Origin of the sequence: Mycobacterium sp. NPDC050441 (genome assembly GCF_040655355.1) — a bacterium.
GTDB lineage: Bacteria > Actinomycetota > Actinomycetes > Mycobacteriales > Mycobacteriaceae > Mycobacterium.
Genome location: NZ_JBFAJS010000005.1, coordinates 40,556 through 60,987, shown reverse-complemented (window position 1 = coordinate 60,987; position 20,432 = coordinate 40,556). Strand labels below are relative to the sequence as shown.

General features: G+C 68.2%; 20 protein-coding genes. 10 read left to right on the top strand and 10 right to left on the bottom strand.

The window, feature by feature from the left end:
* Position 1: 1 nt before the first annotated feature.
* The 3 genes from AB0I14_RS15935 to AB0I14_RS15925 are packed head-to-tail and all read right to left on the bottom strand — an operon-like array spanning position 2 to position 1,983.
* Complete coding sequence (locus tag AB0I14_RS15935; protein ID WP_358023029.1) at positions 2 to 568, bottom strand: hypothetical protein; 567 nt, start codon at positions 566 to 568, stop codon at positions 2 to 4.
* Entirely contained in the window at positions 568 to 1,728 is a 1,161-nt protein-coding gene (locus AB0I14_RS15930) for a winged helix DNA-binding domain-containing protein (protein ID WP_358023026.1), read from the bottom strand. Before AB0I14_RS15930 ends, AB0I14_RS15935 begins: the two co-directional genes overlap by 1 nt.
* A 3-nt stretch (positions 1,729 to 1,731) precedes the next feature.
* The gene (locus AB0I14_RS15925) at positions 1,732 to 1,983 is read right to left on the bottom strand and encodes a hypothetical protein (RefSeq protein WP_358024311.1); all 252 of its coding nucleotides are present in this window, start codon (positions 1,981 to 1,983) and stop codon (positions 1,732 to 1,734) included.
* A 240-nt stretch (positions 1,984 to 2,223) separates the two neighbouring features.
* Between AB0I14_RS15925 and AB0I14_RS15920 the strand changes: the two genes are divergently transcribed.
* The 3 genes from AB0I14_RS15920 to AB0I14_RS15910 all read left to right on the top strand — a co-directional run bounded on the left by AB0I14_RS15920 (position 2,224) and on the right by AB0I14_RS15910 (position 5,725).
* On the top strand, positions 2,224 to 2,718 hold the full coding sequence (locus AB0I14_RS15920) for a lipoprotein LpqH (protein WP_358024308.1): 495 nt from the start codon (positions 2,224 to 2,226) through the stop codon (positions 2,716 to 2,718).
* Between the two features lie 71 nt (positions 2,719 to 2,789).
* Entirely contained in the window at positions 2,790 to 4,535 is a 1,746-nt protein-coding gene (locus tag AB0I14_RS15915) for a hypothetical protein (protein WP_358023023.1), read from the top strand.
* Positions 4,517 to 5,725, top strand: coding sequence for a CHAT domain-containing protein (locus AB0I14_RS15910; protein ID WP_358023020.1), 1,209 nt, complete (start codon positions 4,517 to 4,519; stop codon positions 5,723 to 5,725). Before AB0I14_RS15915 ends, AB0I14_RS15910 begins: the two co-directional genes overlap by 19 nt.
* A gap of 1 nt (position 5,726) precedes the next feature.
* On the opposite strand, the gene AB0I14_RS15905 is transcribed toward AB0I14_RS15910, so the two are convergent.
* Entirely contained in the window at positions 5,727 to 6,170 is a 444-nt protein-coding gene (locus tag AB0I14_RS15905) for a hypothetical protein (protein ID WP_358023017.1), read from the bottom strand.
* Positions 6,171 to 6,286: 116 nt separating this feature from the next.
* On the opposite strand from AB0I14_RS15905, the gene AB0I14_RS15900 reads away from it, so the two are divergent.
* Together AB0I14_RS15900 and AB0I14_RS15895 are read left to right on the top strand one after the other, a co-directional pair.
* Positions 6,287 to 7,576: a hypothetical protein gene (locus tag AB0I14_RS15900; protein ID WP_358024305.1), complete on the top strand. Its 1,290-nt coding sequence runs from the start codon at positions 6,287 to 6,289 to the stop codon at positions 7,574 to 7,576.
* Positions 7,573 to 8,682: a hypothetical protein gene (locus AB0I14_RS15895; RefSeq protein ID WP_358023014.1), complete on the top strand. Its 1,110-nt coding sequence runs from the start codon at positions 7,573 to 7,575 to the stop codon at positions 8,680 to 8,682. The genes AB0I14_RS15900 and AB0I14_RS15895 overlap by 4 nt, the downstream gene beginning before the upstream one ends.
* 3 nt (positions 8,683 to 8,685) lie before the next feature.
* On the opposite strand, the gene AB0I14_RS15890 is transcribed toward AB0I14_RS15895, so the two are convergent.
* The 3 genes from AB0I14_RS15890 to AB0I14_RS15880 form a co-directional block, all read right to left on the bottom strand.
* Positions 8,686 to 10,047, bottom strand: coding sequence for an alpha/beta hydrolase-fold protein (locus AB0I14_RS15890; protein ID WP_358023011.1), 1,362 nt, complete (start codon positions 10,045 to 10,047; stop codon positions 8,686 to 8,688).
* Between the two features lie 47 nt (positions 10,048 to 10,094).
* A complete protein-coding gene (lysX, locus tag AB0I14_RS15885) occupies positions 10,095 to 13,433 on the bottom strand; it encodes a bifunctional lysylphosphatidylglycerol synthetase/lysine--tRNA ligase LysX (protein ID WP_358023008.1) in 3,339 nt (1,112 codons plus the stop codon).
* Between the two features lie 68 nt (positions 13,434 to 13,501).
* The gene (locus AB0I14_RS15880) at positions 13,502 to 13,861 is read right to left on the bottom strand and encodes a DUF1844 domain-containing protein (protein ID WP_358023004.1); all 360 of its coding nucleotides are present in this window, start codon (positions 13,859 to 13,861) and stop codon (positions 13,502 to 13,504) included.
* 265 nt (positions 13,862 to 14,126) lie between these two features.
* On the opposite strand from AB0I14_RS15880, the gene infC reads away from it, so the two are divergent.
* The 5 genes from infC (at position 14,127) to AB0I14_RS15855 (ending at position 16,744) form a co-directional block, all read left to right on the top strand.
* Positions 14,127 to 14,735 (top strand): translation initiation factor IF-3, encoded by a 609-nt coding sequence (gene infC / locus AB0I14_RS15875; RefSeq protein WP_234788048.1) that lies wholly within the window; start codon positions 14,127 to 14,129, stop codon positions 14,733 to 14,735.
* A 23-nt stretch (positions 14,736 to 14,758) separates the two neighbouring features.
* A complete protein-coding gene (gene rpmI, locus AB0I14_RS15870; protein ID WP_036449598.1) occupies positions 14,759 to 14,953 on the top strand; it encodes a 50S ribosomal protein L35 in 195 nt (64 codons plus the stop codon).
* A 40-nt stretch (positions 14,954 to 14,993) separates the two neighbouring features.
* Complete coding sequence (gene rplT / locus AB0I14_RS15865) at positions 14,994 to 15,383, top strand: 50S ribosomal protein L20 (protein WP_003885175.1); 390 nt, start codon at positions 14,994 to 14,996, stop codon at positions 15,381 to 15,383.
* Positions 15,380 to 16,168, top strand: coding sequence for an RNA methyltransferase (locus AB0I14_RS15860; RefSeq protein WP_358024301.1), 789 nt, complete (start codon positions 15,380 to 15,382; stop codon positions 16,166 to 16,168). Before rplT ends, AB0I14_RS15860 begins: the two co-directional genes overlap by 4 nt.
* Positions 16,169 to 16,276: 108 nt before the next feature.
* Positions 16,277 to 16,744: a hemerythrin domain-containing protein gene (locus tag AB0I14_RS15855; RefSeq protein ID WP_358022998.1), complete on the top strand. Its 468-nt coding sequence runs from the start codon at positions 16,277 to 16,279 to the stop codon at positions 16,742 to 16,744.
* 10 nt (positions 16,745 to 16,754) lie between these two features.
* On the opposite strand, the gene AB0I14_RS15850 is transcribed toward AB0I14_RS15855, so the two are convergent.
* Genes AB0I14_RS15850 through AB0I14_RS15840 form a run of 3 tightly spaced genes read right to left on the bottom strand, consistent with a single transcriptional unit; the run spans position 16,755 to position 20,428 of the window.
* Positions 16,755 to 18,146, bottom strand: a complete 1,392-nt coding sequence (locus AB0I14_RS15850) for a gluconate:H+ symporter (protein WP_358022995.1) — start codon at positions 18,144 to 18,146, stop codon at positions 16,755 to 16,757.
* A 48-nt stretch (positions 18,147 to 18,194) separates the two neighbouring features.
* Positions 18,195 to 18,824, bottom strand: coding sequence for a bifunctional 4-hydroxy-2-oxoglutarate aldolase/2-dehydro-3-deoxy-phosphogluconate aldolase (locus tag AB0I14_RS15845; protein WP_358022992.1), 630 nt, complete (start codon positions 18,822 to 18,824; stop codon positions 18,195 to 18,197).
* Complete coding sequence (locus AB0I14_RS15840; protein WP_358022989.1) at positions 18,821 to 20,428, bottom strand: D-aminoacylase; 1,608 nt, start codon at positions 20,426 to 20,428, stop codon at positions 18,821 to 18,823. Before AB0I14_RS15840 ends, AB0I14_RS15845 begins: the two co-directional genes overlap by 4 nt.
* Positions 20,429 to 20,432 lie beyond the last annotated feature (4 nt).

Here is a 20,432-nt window from a genome sequence, read left to right as displayed (position 1 = left end):
GTCAGTGCATGGTGTGGTAGCTCTGGAACGCGAACCAGTGTGCGCCAAGCCGTTTCGCCGAGGCGATGACATAGTCGCCCGACGACTTGTGTTCGGTCTGCGGCGCGTTGCCATCGACGCTGTAGGCGAAGCCGTTCCAGCCGTTCTGATCGTCGCGGTAGGTGAAGTCGACGAAGTTGTCGGTCCGGCGTGCGATGTACTCGATGGGGTAGCCGGCGATGTGGCCGGGGTGTCTGCCGAAGGCGGCGTCACCGGTGAATGTCTGCAGGGCCCGGTCGAACGACGGTTGCGCCATTCGCCAATGCAGGTGCAGCGGCACGCTTGTGCAGACCAGCACGATGCCTGTGATGACCAGCGCCGGACTTGCCACCATCAGCACCCGGTCCCACCGTCCGGCCTTGCGTCGCAGTGCGATACCCACGACGCACCAGCTGACGAACAGCGGAACCAGGGCCAGTGCAGCGAAATAGAAGGCGTCAGACGGTTCGCCGGGAAAACTCGACCCGTAGAGCAGGCCGAGTACAGCGCATCCGGTCAGCGCCAGCAGTACCCAACTCGCGCCGCGCATCAGCGCTTCGACAGCGGGGAAGGGAACCGGGGATTGGCGCGCACCCCGGCCAGCCAGTCGGTCAGCGCATCCGCGCGCTGCTCCAGCGCGCGGATGCCGTCCCGGCCGATCTCCTCGAGCAGGTGCAGCCCGACGCGGCCGTCGGCGTCCTGACCCCAGCCGCCCACGATCCGGCCGTTCCACCATGCGGTGGGCCCGCCGTTGCCGTTGGTGTCGAACACCTGCGAGCGATGACCGCCGAGGTACCAGTCGCGGTCGAACCATCCCATTGTGGTGACGTCCAGGCCCGGGAGCAGAGCTGCCCACGGCTCGGGTTCCGGCTCGCTGTCGAGGTCGTCGGGCAGGACGTAACCGGGTGTTCCGTCCAGATCCACCTCGACCGCGCCGATATCGCGCAACGCGTGACGCGCCCAGGTCAGGGTGTTGCCGAACCACCATTTGATGTCGGTGACCGTGGCCGGGCCGAATGTCTGCAACCAGGTGCGCACCAGCTCGGCGCGGGCATGGTCGGGGTCGGCTGCCGGTTCGGGTGTTCCGAGCCAGTCGGAGATCATCGTCCATCGCGGCCGTGAGGTGGTCCAGGCGCCGTCGTTGGGACCGCGCACAATCTCCCCACGCACCCCGAGAACCGTCAAAACCCTTGGAGAAAGCGGAGTTTCACCGCCCCAGCGCTTTCCCGGTGCCGGGTTGAAACTGCCGGCCAGTTCGGGCAGCGCGGTGCGCAGTTGCGCGGCGGCGGTCGGCCCGTGCTCGCGCAGATGGGCCAGGACGGCCTGGCACGCGGTGGCGACCCACTGGGCTCCGTCGGCGGCGACCCCGGCCTTCTCCACATCGCCGACGAGTTTGCGGTGCTCGTTGCCGGCCACCCGGTCACTGGCCCCGGCCTGCACCAGCGGCAGGTCCCCGGCGCGGACGATCCAGAGCGTGCGGCGCATCGCAAGGTGTTTGAGCACCGTGCGCCGCTCGTACAGTTCCTGGTCCAGATTGTCGGTGGTGAAACCGGGCCGCCGCGCCCACAGGGACAGGTAGGGCGTTGAGGGGTCAGTCGCGTGCAGTCCGACGAAGGCACCAACGGTGGCGGCGACGGAAGATGCCGGACGGCTCAGGAAGTGACGCCGCGCCAGCCGGGCGCGGCGCTCGGCGACGGTGAAGGTGCGCACGAATCAGGCGTCATCCGGCTTGTGCATGGACTCACGGATCTGCTGTAGGCGCTCGGCCGCTGCCTGCTGGCGCTTCTCGTACTGCTCCTCGATGGAGCGGCCCTCGGGCGTCTCGGATGCCAGCTCCGCCGACCCGATCGCGGTGCCGTAGCGGGTTTCGATCTTCTCCCGCACTGCATCGAACGTCGGAACCCCGGCGGCGGTGTAGCCGGTGTCGGCCGGCTCAGAGACGGACCCGGTGACCGGTCCGGCCAGCGGGGTGGTCGGCGGGGTGGTCGGAGCCGCGGGAACGATCTCGCCCTCCACCACCTCGGGAGCCTCGGCTGTCCCGGTTTCTTCGGGTTGATCCGGCTGCGCTGGGTCCTTCGTCACGAAATCCACGTTACCTGCGGCGACCGACATTTCTTGGGATCGGTAGCACTTGGGCCCGCCAAGACTTCGGGACACGACGGAGCCATCGGGGCAACGTGAAACGAAGGGGAATACGCAATGACCATGAATCGAGTGATCGCCGGAGCCATGGGACTGCTCGCGACCGGTGCGGTGCTGGTGGGGTGCTCGAACGACAAGCCTGCCGACAAGCCCGCTGCGTCGGCGAACCAGCCCGCCGGCGAATCCAAGGTCAGCACCGGGGGCAACACCCAGGTCAAGGTCGACGGTTCGGACCTGGCGGGCCTCGACCTGAACTCGGTCACGTGTGTGAAGCAGGGCGGCAAGATCAACGTGGCCAGCGGCGCGGTCGGGGGCCAGCAGGGCCTCGGTTTGGTGATGACCGACGAAGCCACTCCGAAGGTCGAGTCGTTGGGCCTGGTCTACGACGGCAGCGCGTTGGCGGTCAGCGAGGCCATGGGCGTCAAGGTCGGCTCGGCCGAGGTCAAGGTCGACGGCGACACCTACACCATCACCGGTGAAGCATCGGGCGCCGACATGAAGAACCCGATGGCCGGGATGATCAACAAGCCGTTCACCATCACGGTGTCCTGCAGCTGATCTCCCGACATGGCGGGCGTGCCTGGCGGACCTCGTGCCGGGCACGCCCGCCCCTTTTATATGGTGCAGGGGTGACCATCGTCGGCGATCTCGAACGCGCCCGTCACCTGGCGCTGGCCGCCGACGAGGGTGCTGCCCACGATCTCCTGGTCCCGCTGCTGCCCCGGATCGAGCAGGCCGACCGCGACGACTACGCACTCGAGGTGTTCGCCCAACTCGGTGAGAATTACCTGGTGCGCACCGCGTATGAGGGTGTGGTGGAAAGTATTTCCCGGATCCGGGACTGCCTGGCGATCTACCTCTCGATCCGGGCGGGGCAACGGCCCGACCTCGCGGCAGAGGTCACCATGTCCGACTCCGAGATCGATCACATGATCTGCCGCTACACCCGCCGGGTGGAGTTCCTCGACGCCGGACTGGCTGCCGCCCGCGGCGATCATGAGGGTGCCGCAGCGCATCTGGAGACTCTGATCGACACCGGTGGGGATTTCGACGATCTGCAGCCAGAACATCGGAACCTGACCTGCCACACCAGGATTCTGATCGCGAGCAGCTTGTGCGACGACGACCTGTATGCGGCGTCGGTGCCGGTGTGGGCCGAGGTGCTCGACGTCCTGCGGAATGCCGGACCCGACGCCGCCGACGCCGAAGCCGATCACCTGTTTGTCAGCGGGGCGCTGGGCTACGGTCGGTTCTGCATCGAGTCCGGTCGCCTCGACGAGGCCGAGCCGTGGTTGCGCCGGGCCGGTGCCCGTGCGCAGGCTCGGGACTGGAAACTCGCCACCGCCCGCGCCCAGCTCGAGCGGGGGGCCGCGGCCTGGTCGGCCGGTCGGTACGCCGAGACCCAGGGCCTGCTGACCGAGGCCTATCCGGTGATCGCCGATCACGCCCGCGCCCACGACGTATCCCGGAGCTGGCTGTACTTCGGACTGATCCGGGTGGGAATCGGCCACTTGCAGGAAGCCGATCAATGCTGGGAGCACGCCGAGCGGCACTGGCGGGAGCTGGGCAAGCCGATCCACATTCACCGGATCCTGTTGCAGCGCAGCTGGATCGCCATCTTCCGGGGAGCCTTCGACGAGGCCGCCGGTCTGGTGGCTCAGGCCCGGGAGTTTCTGGACGCCTCGCCGCGGCACAGCTGGTTGCAGTACGCGCGGTTGGATGCCCACCTCGGCAACATCTGGCGTGCCGATGCGCTCGTCGAGATGGGTTTTGACGGCGTCGGCGAACCCGGCCAGGACTGGAGCGAGGTCGAGGCCCGCCACGCGGCGGGACTCGCCGTGGTCGACTGTGCGCCGGGCACACCGGAATACCGCCGTGCGATGGTCAAGCTGGACCGGGCCGCCGACCTGAAGGTCCCGGCGGCGCTGGCGGTAGATTCGGTGCGATACACGATCACCGACGCCGGGGCGCGGGCCCGGTGGGCCAGCGGTGTTGCGGCTCCCTTGATGGCGGGAGCATTCGCGGTGGCCTGGGAATCGGACAATACCGAGCTGACCTGTGAACTGATCGAATACCACAGCGCACGAGGAACTTTCAGCACCAATCGAGCGGATGAGCCGGGTCCGGCCGCCGAATGGACCGAAACCGCCACGGCGGTCGTACCGGTCGAGGCCGAACTCGCACCGCAACTCGCGGTCGCGGCCGCCGCGGCACCGGTCGGCGGCGAAGGCGCACTGACCAGGCTCGGCCCATTGCCCCCGCTGCGGATCGACCCGAGTTCGGGTCCGATATTGAGCCACTACCGGGCGCTGGCGCTACAGCGGTATGGGCGCGACGTCACCGCACCTGGCGCGGAATGGACGACGTGGCCGTGACCGACACCCTGGTACTCCGGTTCGCCGACGTCGGCATCGCGACCTATGTCAGCCTGCGCGTGGTGGGGGAGCCGCAACGCTCGGTCACCTGGGTGATCGAGGAACCGCACATGGAGGCGGTGGAGGCCGTACTCAACCCGGCGCTGCCTGATCCGATCGGTACCGAAACGCCGGCCGAGGCAGTCGAACGGGCCGTGGTCACCGGCGCGTTCGCCACCCCGGAGACCGAACTCGAACTGGCCCGCCTGCTCGGTTCGCACCTGATCGGGATCGACGGCTGGCAACTGCTGGCCGATTGCGTCGCCGATGTCCGTCCGGCGCTCTTCGTGACGCCGAGCCCGCGGTTGGGCCGGGTGCCCTGGGGGCAGCTGGCGATGCCGGGTCCCGACGGCTTCCGGCTGATGGAGTTGGTGGACGTGCTGATGGCGGTGCCGCCCAACATCGTTCATGCGCCGCGCCGTCCCGCCCATTGGCCGGAACGCCTCGACCGCCCGCCGGTATTGGTACTGGATCCCCGCATTCCCGGGCAGCGACCGGATTCTGCCCTCGGCTCGGTGCTGGGCCGCCCGTCACCGCAGACGCCGCTGTCGGAGCATTTCGGTGAGCTGGTGGCCGGTCACGCCGTCCTGCCGAAGGTCGACGCGGCCGTCGAGCTGTTCCGGCGTACCGATACCGACCGGCGGTGGTTGGCCGACGCCTGCGCACAGGACCCGAGCCGCTTGCTCTACGTCGGGCACGCCAGTGCCGCTGACGGTGCCGCCGGGCACGCCGATCGTGCGGCGCTGCACCTGGCCGAGGGGCGGCCGCTGACCGCGGGGGAGATGATCGCGACGCAGCTGCCGATCCCACCCCGAGTGGCGTTGCTGGCGTGCGCATCCGGCGGCGACTACCGGTTCGACGAGGCGGCCGGATTGGTTGCCGCGATGATCCTGGGTGGCGCGCAACTGGTGACAGCGACTCTGTGGTCGCTGCCGACTACGGCCGGATTCCGTCAATTCAGTCCGGCACAGGCCGATCCGATGACCGACACCATCGTCGGGGTGGATCTGGCACACCGCGACGATGACGCGGGCCTGGCGGTGAACCGCTGGCAGCGGGCCATGATGCGCCGGTGGCGTGACGGCGACCGGACGGCCAGCCCCCTGCACTGGGCCGCACTGGTCACGTTCACCGTCGACGGCGTCCGCTGAGTCAGGTCGGGGCCACGCAGACCGCCACGGAGCTCTCATCGCCCGGCCGGTAGTACGCATCGATCACGTTGCCCGGGGAGACCTTCGCCAGCGCCGATGCCGGGATCAGCGCGCGCTGACGCACCGGGAACTGGCCGCCGCCACGCCGGCTGACCATCAGGTCGAGTTCGACCTCGCGGTAGTCCTCACGGATGGTCCCGGTGGCCCGCATTCCGGTGACGATTCCGCGCGACCGGGTCCCAGTGCGGATCAGCTCGAGCTGCACCCGGGTCATGAGTCCCTTGCGGACCAGCATGTGGTCGAATTCGGCCACCAACTCCCCGAGGGTGACCAGACGCTCGTCGGCCTCGTCGTTCCGGCAGATACACCGCGCCCGGCGGGTGGCGGTCAGCGCGGCGCCGGCGCAGAACAGGCACAGGACGGTGAGCAGCACGGCGTCGGTCATGTCCCCAAGGGTCCGGCCGAGCGACCGCTACCGAACCCAACTTCGACGCCTCTATCCTGGTGCCGGTGAGCATCGGGTCCGAAACGTCTGGGGCGCAGGCCGGCCCCGATTCGGGTGTGCGGGCCGCCCAACCGCGCCGCGCGGTGATCGACCGGGCCTGGCGCGCGCTCGGCCCCGGCGTCGAGGTGTTCAGCGGCGACGACGGCGGACCGCTGCGCCGGACGGTCAAACGGATCATCGACCCGCTGGTGCTCAGGCTGCGCAGCAACACCCACTATTCGGCACCGGTACTGGCTCCCGAGGTGGCTGCTGAACTGCACGCGCAGATGATCAGCTGCGGGCCACATCTGCGCGCCGCCGCCGCTTGGTTCGCCGAGCTCAAACAGCAGCGCCGACGGCTTCGCATCACCGCAGGCAATGCCCAGGAGCTGTACTTCCCGGTGTGTTTCGAACTTGCCGTGACCCGAGGCGCGCCGGCCTCAGACAAGACGGACGTTGCGACGGAGGTGCTGGCCGACCTCCATCAGGGCCGTGGCCGTACCGCCACCGAGGCACTCAACCAGCACGTGGCCGATCCGCACGTCATCGACCGGTTACGTCGCCAACTCGACCGTAGCTGGCATGACGTGGTCGCCTCCGACGCTATCACCGGCCCGTTCTTCGCCGGCCTGGCGACCGTGCTGGGCCCGGCCGACAGTCACCGTGCCGAGGCCGCCCGCGGGCGAGTGTGGTCAGCGCTGGTGGCCGACGCCACGCCGTACAACCTGGGCGCCGGGGTGCGGCACCAGGACACCGAGCTGCCCTGGTCGGTCGTCGACATCGGGCTGAGTTCGGTGTTGCCACAACGGCACCCGTCGATCAACGGCCCGGCCGAGGGCGACCGCCCGCTGGACCGCAGCGTCGTAGATCGCGTGCGGGCGACATTGCGCCGGGCACTGGACCGCGACGAACTGCCGGACATCCCGCTGCTGTGCGCCGAGGAGGTGGACCGGTCCTGCGCGCCGTGGGGGCTGCTCGCCGAGGACAAGCAGGCCGGGCTTGTGGTCGGCATCGAGGTGGCCACCGACCTGCGCCCGCTCGATGCGTCGGCCGCGGCACGCTACCAGCTGTCGGCGCGCATCCAGGCCCGGCTGGCCAAGGAGGCGTATGTGCTGCATGCCCGCCGCTACCTGACGGCCGGTACCGCGGTGCACCCGCGCCAGCGGCAGGTCATCGACGATCTCGCTGCCTTCCGCCGCCCCTATCTGAGCCGCCTGTGGGCGCGGTTGCACGGCCGAGATGTCTGGCAGGAGTCCTGCGCGGACGTCGACGACCTGCGGTCGCTGCTGGAAGGCGTGGCCAGATCGGTCAGCCTGGATCACCGGCAGCGGATCAAGGCGATGCTGGAAGTGCAGGTGGCAGAGTGAAATTGGGTGCAGACGGCCGCCTGTGGAGCAGTGGCCCGGTGGCCGACGAGGTTCCTCTGGTCGCGGTGCTGGAGGTCAGCGGCACCGTCCTGTCGTGGGTGATCGACGGCGACGCCTCGCCGTCGATCACGTTCACCGATCCGGAGCGCGCGGACTGGCTCTGGCGAGTGCTCGGCGAGTCGGGTCATGTCGCGCTGCTGGATGCAGTGCGACACCGCGAGCCGGGACAACCGCTCGACCTGGCCGGGGTCGAGGTGCTGCCCGGAACGACGGACACCTTGCGGCGGTTGGCGATCGGGCACTGGCTGCGCCGGTGGTGGCCGGCCAGCGACCGGGCCGGCATCGCGGCGCTGGAGCGCCCGGTACTCGATGCCGAACTGGCGCTGTTGACGGTGGCCGCCGAAGACTTCTTCACCGACGACACCCTGGATTCCGACGTCGCAGGCCTGTTGGCGCCGCACCTGGGTATGTTGAATTCTCTTGCCGTATCCGGTGATCCGAGGATTGTGGCACTGGTCGAGGAATGTCGCGAGCTGGCCGGTGAGATCGGCTTGGACTGGCCGGACACACTCGAAGCGGAACCGCAGCGGGACGACTACGCCCTGGCGGCCGGCACCGGCGACGGTGCGAAGGCTGCGGGCCTGATCGCGCGCGGGGTCGCCGCCGTGGAATGGTCGGCGGTACCCCCCGGGGTGTTCGACGCTGCCGAGGACACTCTCGAGTGGTCGGTGCTGGGGGACGGTGCGCGGGTCGCAGCGGAGGTGCAGGTGGCGCTTTCCGGGCCCGATTCACCGCTGGGTGTCGAGGTGGAAGTACGCAGTAACGGTTGCGACGCTTCCGGTTTCCTCGATTCCGCGGGTCGCGCGGTGCTGGAGCTGCACGATCCGGAGGGGCGGCGTCTCACCGACACCCAGGCCTGGAACCTGGATTGGGCACGCACCGCGGTGCGGGTCGGCGCCGGGGGCGCCGCCGAGTCCGCGGAGGCGCGGGACCGGGTGCGAGCGTTCGCGCGGGGACGGCTCGCCGCGGCAGTTTCCAATTCGCGGCTCGCCGCGGTTCCCGATGCCTTCCTCGCTGAGGTCCGCGCGGCCGAATCGGACTACTGATCGCTATTTGGCGGAAGTCTGGATGAACGCCGCGGACGGCGACGACTGCGGCAATCCGACCGCGGGCGCCTGCGGGGTGCCGATCACGCCGGCCAGCCACGGCAGGGCGGCCGTGAACGCGTGGCTGGCGAACGGCCAGTCGTGGGTGCCCTGGTGGGTCACCACCGCGCAGGCGATGCCGTGTTTCGAACCGAGCGCACACAGGGTGTTGGCGGCCTTGGCCTGATCGTTCGTGCGGGCTGCGGGCTTGCCTGGCGTGGATGTGTCGTTGACGTCGAACCAGCCGGCCATCTGGTCGTACGGGCCGTGTCGGTTGATCACCGTGCTCGGGTCGAACGAGTCCCACGCGGCGGTGTTGCCGCCGAACAGACGGTCGATGGTCTGCGCCTTGGTTCCCGAGTTCGGGCCGACGTCACCGGCGATGTCGACGAACGCGCTGAACAGTTCGGGGTGCATGACCGCCAGGTCCACCGCGCAGGTGCCGCCCATGGACCAGCCGACGATGCCCCAGCCCGAGGCCGTCGGTTTCACCCCGTAGTGGCTGTTCATATATGGGACAACGTCTTTGGTGAGATGGTCGGCGGAGTTCCCGCGCTTGCCATTGACGCATTCGGTGTCGTTGTTGAAGGTGCCGCCCGGGTCGACGAACGCCAGCACCGGCGCGTACCCGTGGTGGGCGGCGGCGAAGTCGTCCATCGTCTTGATCACGTTGCCGGCCCGCATCCAGTCGGCCGGGGTGTTGAACTCACCGCCGATCATCATCACGGTCGGCAACTGCGGAGCGGGGTTGGAAGCGAACCACGCCGGCGGCAGGTACACGTACTCACCGCGATGCCGGAAACCCGAAGCGGTGTTGGGGATTTCGACGGGGACCACGCTGCCCTTGGCGGGGATGGTGCCCTGGCGCTGCATGGCGGTCACCGTGACCTGATCGGTCTGGTCGGGTAGTGGACCGGCAGTCAACTGGTTCCATGCCGTCTGCACCCACGGGAAGTAACCGACCCACAGGTTCAGCGCCAGTGCCGTGCACAGCAGCGTCAGCGGCACTGCCATGACGGCGGTACCGCGCCGCCACCACTGGCTACCGCGCCAGCCGGCAGCCAGGACCACGATCGCCACGCCCGTCAGCGCGATCCACACCCACATGGACCGCGGCGCCGGGTTGTCCGCCAGCCCCTCGGACTCGATGTACCAGTTGGTGCCCAGAACGAGGATGCCGCCCACCGCGGCGGCGAACGGCAGCCAGATGAGCGCCCAGCGGCGGGTACGCCAGCCGATTGCGGCGATCAACACCACGGCGGTGATGACTTGGATGCTGGTCGGAACCCAGCCGTGCATCAAGGACAGGTGGTGAGTGAAGGTCACAGCAATATCGTCGTCGCCCAATCTTGGGATCGGCTGTGAGGAGCCTGCTAACGAGGTTTGGCCAGGGGAAACGGCAGTGTTTCGCGGATGCTACGGCCAGTTATCACCATGACCACACGGTCCACGCCCATGCCGAGACCTCCAGTCGGCGGCATGGCGTACTCCATGGCCTGCAGGAAATCCTCGTCGAGTTCCATCGCCTCGGGGTCACCGCCCGCGGCCAGCAACGATTGCTCCTGTAACCGGCGGCGCTGTTCGACGGGGTCGGTGAGCTCGCTGTAGGCGGTGCCCAGTTCGACGCCCCAGGCCACCAGATCCCAGCGTTCGGCAACTCCCGGGATGCTGCGGTGCGGCCGGGTCAGCGGGGACACCGAGGTCGGGAAGTCCTTGTAGAACGTGGGTTCTTCGGTGCGGTCCTCGACGAGGTGCTCGTACATCTCCAACACCACGGCCCCGGCGTCCCAGTGGGTCAGGTAGGGGATGTGCGCCGCATCGCAGAGCCGGCGCAGCGTGGCCAGGTCGGTCGCGACGGTGATGTGCTCGCCGAGGGCTTCCGACACCGCGTCGTGCACGGTCTTGACCGCCCACTGGCCCGAGATGTCGACGGGCTCAAGGACTCCGTCGGCGCGCGGCCGTTGGAAGACCTGGGCCCCGTTGGCGGCCTGGGCGGCGTTCTGGATCAGCTCGCGGCAGCCGTCGATCCATACGTTGTAGTCGGCGTGGGCCTGGTAGGCCTCCAGCAGGGTGAACTCCGGGTTGTGGCTGAAGTCCACGCCCTCGTTGCGGAAGGCGCGGCCCAGTTCGAAGACCCGCTCGACGCCGCCGACGCACAGCCGCTTGAGGTAGAGCTCGGGCGCGATCCGCAGATACAGGTCCAGGTCGTAGGCGTTGATGTGGGTCAGGAACGGCCGGGCGTTGGCACCGCCGTGGATCTGTTGCAGGATCGGGGTTTCGACCTCGAGGAAACCCTTGGCGTACAACGTCTCCCGGATGGCATGCAGTGCGCCGCTGCGGGCCCGGATCAGGTCTCGTGCCTCGGTGTTGACCGCGAGGTCCACGTAGCGGGCCCGCACCCGGGCCTCCTGGTCGGTCAGGCCCTTCCACTTGTCCGGCAGCGGGCGCAGGCACTTGCCGATCAACCGCCAACTGTCGACCAGTAGCGACTGGGTGCCGTTGCGGCTGCGGCCCATCGCACCGCTGACCTCGATCAGGTCACCCAGGTCGATGGTCGCGGTGAAGTCGGCGGTGCGTGCCTGGGTCAGGCGCGCGTTGTCGAGCAGCAATTGAACTTCGCCGGACCAATCGCGCAACTGGGCGAACAGCACGCCGCCGTAGTCCCGGACCCGCAGGATTCGCCCGGCCACGGTCACGTCGTCGCCGTCGCCGGCCTCCAGTGCAGCCCCAATGGTGTGGCTCGGGGCCTGGCCCACCGGATAGGCGTCCACGCCGCCGGCCTGCAACTGGCGCAGCTTGGCCATCCGGACCCGCACCTGCTCGGGTAGCCGTTGTTGATCGTCGCCGCCGACCAGATCGATCGGCAGCCCGGAGAGGTCCGGTGCGCTGCCGTCGTGGTGCAACCGGCCCGAACCCACCAGATCCGCCGGGGCCGCGACGTGCTCGCCGGTGTGCTGTTTGTTTCGCCGGGAAAACGGCAGCACCAGGAATCCCTCGGCGATCACCGAGGCCACCCCGACCCGCGGGATCAACCGGGCGTCCTCGTAGCAGGCGTACCGGGGAACCCACTGGGGCTGGTACTTCATGTTCGAGCGGTACAGCGTCTCCAGCTGCCACCACCGGGAGAAGAACACCAACAGGCCTCGCCACAGCCGGGCCACCGGGCCGGCGCCCAGCTGTGCCCCCTGCTGGAATGCCGACCGGAACATCGCGAAATTGAGTGAAATGCGGCTGACGCCAATGCCTTCGGACTGCATGCACAGTTCGCTGACCATCAGCTCGATGGTGCCGTTGGGGGATTGCGGGGAGCGGCGCATGACGTCGAGCGAGACACCGTTGGCACCCCACGGCACCAGCGACAGCAACGCGACCACCTCGGGTTCTGAATTTTCTGGTTCGCCGTCCTTATGCTGCACCGCCTCGACGAGCAGGCAGTCACCGTCGGCCGGATCGCCGAGCCGGCCCAGCGCCATCGAGAAGCCGCGTTCGGTCTCGGTGTCCCGCCAGGCGTCGGCACGCCGGATCACCTCGGCCATCTCGGCCTGGTCCAGTTCGCGGTGGCGCCGCATGCGCACCGAGGTACCGGCGCGCCGGGCTCGGGTGACCGCCTGCCGCACGGCGCGCATATCGGGCCCGGACAGCCGGAAGTGGTCCGGGTACAGGATGGCTTCGTCGCCGAGCTGCAGCGCGTTGAGCCCGGCCGCCCGGAACGCCTCGGCCGCAGTTGAACTGGCGCCCATCACACCCGGCGCCCATCCGTAGGTCTGGCACAGCTGCAGCCAGGCCGCGATCGCCTGGGGCCACGCCTTGGGATCACCGACCGGATCGCCGCCGGCCAGACACACGCCCACCTCGACGCGGTAGGCGATCGCGGCCCGGCCGTTGGGGGCGAACACCACCGACTTGTCTCGGCGTGTGGCGAAGTACCCCAGCGAATCGTTCTTGCCGTAGATCTCCAGCAGGCCGCGGATCGCCGATTCGTCCTCACCGGTGAGCGCATTTGAGGCCCGTTGTGACTGGAACAGCACCACCGCCGCGGCCATCAGCGCCAACGCGCCGAACAAACCGAAGATCGCGTTGAGGAAGGTGTGCGAATAGCCCTCGAAAACCTCGGTCGGCACGGTGGCGAAGCCGCTGACCCGGTTGACCGCGTACAGCAGCCGCCACTCCGGGGCGAGGGTGCCGGGGAAGAGTTCCAGCAGCGCCCAAGCGGCCAAGATGCCGATCGCCATGCCCGCGACCAGTACGACGGCGGATTTGAGCAGGGCGCCGCGGCGGACCTTCGCCCAGAACTGATTACGGGCCAGGACCAGCGCGGCGATGGCGGCCACGTGGAACACCACGCCGATGACCTCGCCGACATCGTCGGCGACGGGATCGCCACCGGCTGCGAGATCGCCGAGGTTCCAGCCGATGGCGCCGACCATGTACAGCACCAGGATCCACCAGGCGATCCGCTTACGGGCGGCCAGCGCGGCGGCCAGCAACGCGAGCACGAACGCCCACGCGAAGCTGGTGTCGGGAAAGTTGAAGATGTAGTCGTTGACGAACTCTCGCGGCACCTGGATCAACCAACGCACCGCCGGCGACACACTGGCGATCAGCGACAGGGTGGCGATCACCCCGACGATCCAGCCGGCTGCTGCTGGAACCCAGGAGAACCTCGACGCGGGCTGGACCCCGGTGCGGTTGCCGCGGCTGATGACGGTCATACGCCCGGAGAATAGGCGCTCAACCCGTCAATTGGGTTGAGCCCGCGCACAGACACCGCCGTGCCCGGCTACCAGACTGGGCCGGTGTACTTCTCGCCTGGGCCTTTGCCCGGTTCTTCGGGCGCCGCGCTGGCTTCCCGGAATGCCAACTGCAGGCTCTTGAGGCCGTCGCGCACCGGGCCCGCGTGGGGTCCCAGGTATTCGGCCGACGCGGTGACGAGCCCGGCGAGTGCGGTGATGAGGCGGCGGGCCTCGTCGAGATCACGGTGGGGACTATCCTCGGGGTCCTCGGCCGAGAGCCCGATCTTCTCGGCTGCGGCGCTCATCAACATGACCGCCGCCCGGGTGATCACTTCCACCGCGGGAATGTCGGCAAGCTCCCGTAGCTGCGGCGTCACTTCGTCGGGCGTTTCGGTCGGATCCGTCATAGCTGCTAGACTGTCATGCGCGACCGTCCCGGCTTATGTCAGGGACAGCAAGTGGAGTCCCACTCCCACCGTTGGCCACACTGGTACAACGGTCCGGTCGCCGGTGTCCTCGGACGCCGGTTCTGTGCTCCAGCTATGGAGCTGCAGGCGGCGCAAGCCGTGATCGGTCGGCATTGGGCCCTGCTTTGAGCAGGGCTTTTTCTGTTCTACAGGGCAGAAGTGCGGATGGGTGGGTCTCCTCAGCAGACCCAACATAGGAGGCCCCATCAGCACTGAGACCCGCATCAACGAGCGCATCCGCGTACCTGAAGTCCGCCTGATCGGACCGAACGGCGAGCAGGTAGGGATCGTGCGCATCGAAGATGCTCTCCGCGTCGCCGCGGATGCCGATCTCGACCTCGTCGAAGTTGCACCAGCCGCTAAGCCCCCGGTCTGCAAGATCATGGATTACGGCAAGTTCAAGTACGAGACGGCACTCAAGGAGCGCGAGTCTCGCAAGAACCAGCAGCAGACCGTCGTCAAGGAACAAAAGCTGCGTCCCAAGATCGACGACCATGACTATGAGACGAAGAAGGGCCATGTGGTCCGCTTCCTCGAAGCCGGGTCCAAGGTCAAGGTGACCATCATGTTCCGTGGACGTGAGCAGTCCCGGCCCGAACTCGGATACCGGTTGCTGCAGCGGCTCGGCGCCGATGTCGCCGATTACGGCTTCGTCGAGACGTCAGCCAAGCAGGACGGCCGCAACATGACGATGGTGCTGGCACCGCACCGCGGCGCGAAGACTCGCGCCAAGGCGGCAGAGCAGGCCGAGCGCCCGGGCGGGCAGCAGGCCGCACCAGCCGCACCAGAAGAACCAGACGTTACGCAGAACTAGTTTCAACACAGAACTGAGGATTCATGCCCAAGGCGAAGACCCACAGCGGAGCATCGAAGCGCTTCCGCAAGACCGGGACCGGCAAGATCGTGCGCCAGAAGGCCGGCCGCCGCCACCTGCTGGAGCACAAGGCCACCAAGCGCACCCGCCGGCTTGACGGCCGCACCGTGGTTGCAGCCAACGACACCAAGCGTGTCAACAAGTTGCTCAACGGCTAGACCTGCCGCTCCCCGTACCGAACGAGAATAGGAACATCCCATGGCACGCGTGAAGCGCGCACTCAACGCCCAGAAGAAGCGGCGTACCGTACTCAAGGCCTCGAAGGGCTACCGGGGCCAGCGGTCCCGCCTGTACCGCAAGGCCAAGGAACAGCAGCTGCATTCGCTGACCTACGCCTACCGCGACCGCCGCGCCCGCAAGGGTGAGTTCCGCAAGCTGTGGATCTCGCGTATCAACGCTGCGGCCCGCGCCAACGACATCACCTACAACCGCCTGATCCAGGGCCTCAAGGCCGCTGGTGTCGAGGTGGACCGCAAGAACCTGGCCGAGATCGCCGTCAGCGACGCCGCCGCGTTCACCGCGCTGGTCGAGGTCGCCAAGGCCGCGCTGCCGGAAGACGTCAACGCTCCTTCGGGCGAGGCCGCCTGAACACTCCGCTCACCGAGCGGGCTGACCGCGTCGCCGCAGCCGTAAAGCTGCAGCGCACCGTCGCACGTCGCCGCGCCGCACGCTTCCTTGCCGAGGGGCCCAACCTCGTCGAGGCGGCGCTGCGGCGCGGACTTGTTTCCGAGGTGTTCGCGACCGAGGCCGCGCTTGACCGTTTCGGTGCGCTGCTGGCCGATGCGCCGGTGCAGTTGGTCACCGAGCGCGCGGCAAAAGCGTTGTCGGACACGGTTACCCCGGTCGGCCTGGTGGCGGTGTGCCGGCTGCCGGAGGTCTCACTCGGTGACGTTCTGACTGCCGCGCCTCGACTGGTTGCGGTCGCCGTGCGGATCTCGGAGCCGGGCAACGCCGGTACGTTGATCCGGACTGCCGACGCGATGGGCGCCGACGCGGTGGTGCTGGCAGGCGACAGCGTCGACCCCTACAACAGCAAGTGCCTCCGGGCGTCGGCCGGCAGCATCTTCTCGCTGCCGGTGATCGACGAGCCCGATGAGGCGGCAACGGTTGCGCGGCTGCAGGCCGCCGGGTTGCAGGTGCTGGCCACCACGGTCGACGGCGAGGTCAGCCTCGACGAGCTCGATGTCGGCGACCTGGTGCAGCCCACCGCCTGGCTGTTCGGCCCCGAAGCCCACGGCCTGCCAACCGAATTGGCCTCGGCAGCCGATCACCGGGTGCACATTCCCATGCCCGGTCACTCCGAGAGCCTCAACATTGCCTCGGCCGCGTCGATCTGTCTGTATCAGAGCGCCCGCGCCCACCGGAGCGACTAGGTCTCAGAGCAGCTCCCCGAATCCACTAGCCCCTCGCATGCTCCACTCGTGGAGACGGGCAGTCGGTCTAGGGTCGATGGACACGCCGAAATCGCCGGAGGACGAGCCATGTGCCAATACTGCGGTTGCCGGGACATGCCGCTGCTGCGGGATTACATCGCCGAGCACGAGCGGGCGGTCGACCACGGCCGCGAAGCGGTGCGCGCCCTGGACCGCGGTGAGCTGGACGTGGCCCGAAAGCGGCTGGGGGAGATGTTCGAGGAGTTGCGCTCCCATTGGCAGGGTGAGGAGAACGGGCTGTTCGCGGTGATGCACACCGACGAGCTCTACGCCGAGCACATCGATCCGTTGGTGGCCGAACACCGCGAGCTGGCCGCGTTCCTAGAGGTGGTCGACCTGGCCGATCCCGCTGATCAGGCTCGGGTTCGCACGGAGGTCGAGGAGCTCTACGTCCACATCGCCAAAGAAGAGGACGGGCTGTTCCCGGCCGCGCTCACCGCGCTCGACGGCCCCGACTGGGATGCCGCGATGGCCGGATGGCAGGACGCGCACCCGGGCCGGCACATGATTTCCTAGGGTTCGCGCGTCACACGACCAGCCAGATCAGGCCGGCCATGGCGAACCCGACCACCGACAGGATGGTCTCCAGCACGGTCCATGTCTTGAGGGTGTCCTTCACCGACATGTTGAAATACCGTGACACGATCCAGAATCCACCGTCGTTGACGTGGCTGGCGACGATGGACCCGGCCGACACCGCGACCACGATCAGCGCGATCTGTGCCGGGCTGTAGTTCCCGGCGGCGATCGACCCTTCGATGATGCCGGCCGTCGTCACGATCGCCACCGTCGCCGAGCCCTGTGCGATCCGCAGCGCGCAGCTGATCAGGTAGGCCGACAGGATCACCGGCAGGCCGATCGCCGTCATCGAGTCGGCCAGCGCGGTACCGATTCCGGTGGCGCGCAACACCGCACCGAAGAACGCGCCGGCACCTACCACCAGCAGGATCATGCCGACCGGACGCAGGGAAGCCGCGCTGATCTTGCCGAGTTCGGTGGCCGAGATGCCGCGCCGGATTCCCAACAGGTAGAGCGCCAGAATCACCGCGATGGTGAGTGCGACAGCCGGGGTACCGACCAGGGTCAGCGCCGACAGAAGTCGGCCGCCGTCGAGCACGACATCGGCGATGGTCGCGGCCAGGATAAGCGCCATCGGGGCCAGGATGATGAAGGCGATCAGCGCGATCGACGGGGGATTGGTGGTGTCGGCCTCGTCCTCCTCGGGGATGAACTCGTCCGGCACGGCGACCTGAACGCGCTTGCCGATCCACGATCCCCACACCACGCCACTGACCAGCCAGGCCGGGATACCGCAGGCGAGGCCCATGATGATGATCCATCCCAGGCTGACGTGCAGCAGACCGGCCGCAGCGACAGGACCGGGGTGCGGCGGCAGGAATGCGTGTGTCATCGACAGGCCGGCGAGCATCGGCAGCGCGTACATCACCAGCGATCTGCCGCCGCGCTTGGCTGCCACGTACACCAGCGGAGCCAGGATGAAGATGCCGATGTCGAAGAAGATGGGGATGCCGAGCACCAAACCGGTCAGGCCCATCGCGAGCGGAGCGCCCTTGGGTCCGAACAGGTTCAGCAACCGGGTGGTCAGCGCGTCAGCGCCGCCGGACCTCTCGAGCATCGCCCCGAGCACGGTGCCGAGCCCGATGATCACCGTGATGTGGCCGAGGATGCTGCCGAACCCCTTCTCCAACAAGGAATCCGATGCTTTGGCGGGTGTGCCGACCAGTTGGGCGACGGGAATCCCGGCGATCAGCGCGACCGCGATGCTGACAACGATCAGGGCGATGAACGGCTCGAGCTTGAGCTTGATGATCAACAGCAGCAGCACCGCAATGGACACTGCGGCCAGCGTCAGCAGGCCGGCGGTGTCGTGTTGCAGCCAATGCACGAACGAGGTCATGGATCCTCCGGGATGTGGACCAGGAACGGTGTGAGGTGGGGACTGGACTCAGCGCGACAGTGCGGCGACGAAACTCTTTGCCCGGTTGGTGATTTCCGCCCAGTTCCCGGCCGCGACATGTGCCGGTGGGACGACGCCGGTACCCGCGCACACGGCGACGGCGCCCGCGTCGAGGTACGACCGGGCGTTGCCGTCGTTGATCCCGCCCGACGGCAGCAACTCGACCTCCGGGTACGGCCCGTGTAGATCGGACAGGTACTTCGGGCCCATGCTGCCGGCCGGGAAGATCTTCACCGCAGCGGATCCGAGATCGACCGCTTGTGCCACTTCGGTCGGGGTGAGGGCGCCCAGGAATACCGGTACCGAACTGGATGTCGCGACCTCGGCGACCTCGGGTCGAAGGCCGGGAGTGACCAGGAAACGCGCACCGGCGTCGATCGCGTCGCGGGCTTGATCGGCAGTCATCACGGTGCCGACGCCGAGGGCGATCCCAGCCCGGGACACCGATTCGGCGCAGGACCGCAGGTGCCCGAGTACGCCGGGGGTGGTGAAGGTCAGCTCGACCGTGCGGATACCGCCCGCCGCGAGCGCGTGGCACAGATCGGCCGCGTCGGGGATGATCTCGGCCCGGACTACGCTGAGCACGCGATCCGCCCGCAGCACGTCGAGTTCTGTCATTGCACACCTCCACCCACGCTGCGGCGCAGCGACCGTCCAGCTGTCACGCCGGTGAGTTCTCCGTCATCGAGAACCAACTGTCCTCGCACCAGGACATGAGTGAATCCTGTTGCCGCGGTGCGGGGTTGGCTGTAAGTGGCGGTATCAGCAACCGTATCGGGATCGAACAGCGCCAGATCAGCCGCAAACCCCGGGCGGATGAATCCGCGATCGACCAGACGCAGCCGGGTGGCCGCCCGGCCGCTGAGGTGGCCGACGCACTCCTCGAGCGAGAACAGGCCCAGGTCGCGGCAGTAGTGACCCAGATACCGGGCGAACGTTCCCCATCCCCGGGGGTGCGGCTTCGACCCGACCAACAGCCCGTCGCTGCCCCCGGTGTGGCGGGGGTGCCGCATGATCGCCTGAACGTTCTCCTCGTGTCCGACGTGCTGCAGGATGCCGCTGCAGAGTTCATCGCGCAGCAGGATGTCGATGCACACGTCGAATGCATCGCGGCCCTGTTCCGCGGCGATCTGTGCGATGGTGCGGCCCACGTAGTGGTCCAGTTCCTGATGTGTGACGCCGCTGATCTCGATCGTGTCCCACTCGGCGGTCACCCCGTGACAGCCGTCGGAGCCGCTGACCTCCAGCCGCTCCCGGATGCGTGCCAGCGCGGCGGGGTCGGTGAGCCGGGCCATCGTCTGCTCGGTGCTGCCTGCGGACGCCCAGCTCGGCAGGATCGCGGACAGCGTGGTGGCCCCGGGCAGATAGGGGTAGGTGTCGAGGCTGATGTCGGCGCCCGCCTCAGCCGCGGAATCCAGCAGGGCCAGGAGTTCCGGTGCCCGGCCCTTGTTCGGGCCGAAGTTGAGCGTGGCGTGGGCCAGATGCAGGGCACAGCCCGACCTGACGGCGAGGTCGACCATCTCGGCGTAGGCCTCCATCGCACCCGCGCCGTAGGACCGGTGGTGTGGGGAGAAGTAACCGCCGTACGACGCCACCGTCCGGCACAGCGCGTGGAGTTCGTCGTTGTCGGCGTACATGCCCGGCGTATAGGTCAATCCGGCCGATAACCCGACGGCCCCCTCGGCCATGGCCTGGGCCACGATCTCCTGCATCTGGGCGATCTGCTGGGCGCTTGCCGGGACGTCGTCCCAGCCGACCACCAGCGCACGCACCACACCGTGCGGTACGAGATACGCCACGTTGGTCGCGATCCCGCGGTCCAAGCGGTCCAGGTACTCGGCAACGGACCGCCAGTTGAAATCGAAATCGGCGGGGTCGGTGTTCCAGCCGGCGATCTTGCGGCGCACGACGGCAAGCACGTCGGAGGTCACCGGTGCATACGACAGCCCGTCCTGCCCGAGCACCTCGGTGGTGACTCCCTGGGTGATCCGCGACGGGTGCTGCGGGTTGAGCAGGATCTGCAGATCGGAATGCGCGTGCATGTCGATGAATCCGGGTGCGAGCACCAGTCCGTCGGCGTCGATCACCCGGTCGGCCCTCGGGGAGTCCGCGGGATCGGTGAGGATGGCGCCGATGCGGTCATCTTCGACCAGCACATCGGCGTGGTACCGGGCCGCCTCGGTGCCGTCGATGACGGTGGCGGAGCGAATCAGGGTGCGCATGACA

Bases quoted from the DNA above. Each gene is read 5' to 3' on its own strand.
- AB0I14_RS15935 (WP_358023029.1), bottom strand. From the start codon at position 568: ATGCGCGGCGCGAGTTGGGTACTGCTGGCGCTGACCGGATGCGCTGTA.
- AB0I14_RS15920 (WP_358024308.1), top strand. From the start codon at position 2,224: ATGAATCGAGTGATCGCCGGAGCCATGGGACTGCTCGCGACCGGTGCG.
- AB0I14_RS15910 (WP_358023020.1), top strand. From the start codon at position 4,517: ATGGACGACGTGGCCGTGACCGACACCCTGGTACTCCGGTTCGCCGAC.
- AB0I14_RS15905 (WP_358023017.1), bottom strand. From the start codon at position 6,170: ATGACCGACGCCGTGCTGCTCACCGTCCTGTGCCTGTTCTGCGCCGGC.
- lysX (WP_358023008.1), bottom strand. From the start codon at position 13,433: ATGACCGTCATCAGCCGCGGCAACCGCACCGGGGTCCAGCCCGCGTCG.
- AB0I14_RS15880 (WP_358023004.1), bottom strand. From the start codon at position 13,861: ATGACGGATCCGACCGAAACGCCCGACGAAGTGACGCCGCAGCTACGG.
- rpmI (WP_036449598.1), top strand. From the start codon at position 14,759: ATGCCCAAGGCGAAGACCCACAGCGGAGCATCGAAGCGCTTCCGCAAG.
- rplT (WP_003885175.1), top strand. From the start codon at position 14,994: ATGGCACGCGTGAAGCGCGCACTCAACGCCCAGAAGAAGCGGCGTACC.
- AB0I14_RS15855 (WP_358022998.1), top strand. From the start codon at position 16,277: ATGTGCCAATACTGCGGTTGCCGGGACATGCCGCTGCTGCGGGATTAC.
- AB0I14_RS15850 (WP_358022995.1), bottom strand. From the start codon at position 18,146: ATGACCTCGTTCGTGCATTGGCTGCAACACGACACCGCCGGCCTGCTG.
- AB0I14_RS15845 (WP_358022992.1), bottom strand. From the start codon at position 18,824: ATGACAGAACTCGACGTGCTGCGGGCGGATCGCGTGCTCAGCGTAGTC.
- AB0I14_RS15840 (WP_358022989.1), bottom strand. From the start codon at position 20,428: ATGCGCACCCTGATTCGCTCCGCCACCGTCATCGACGGCACCGAGGCG.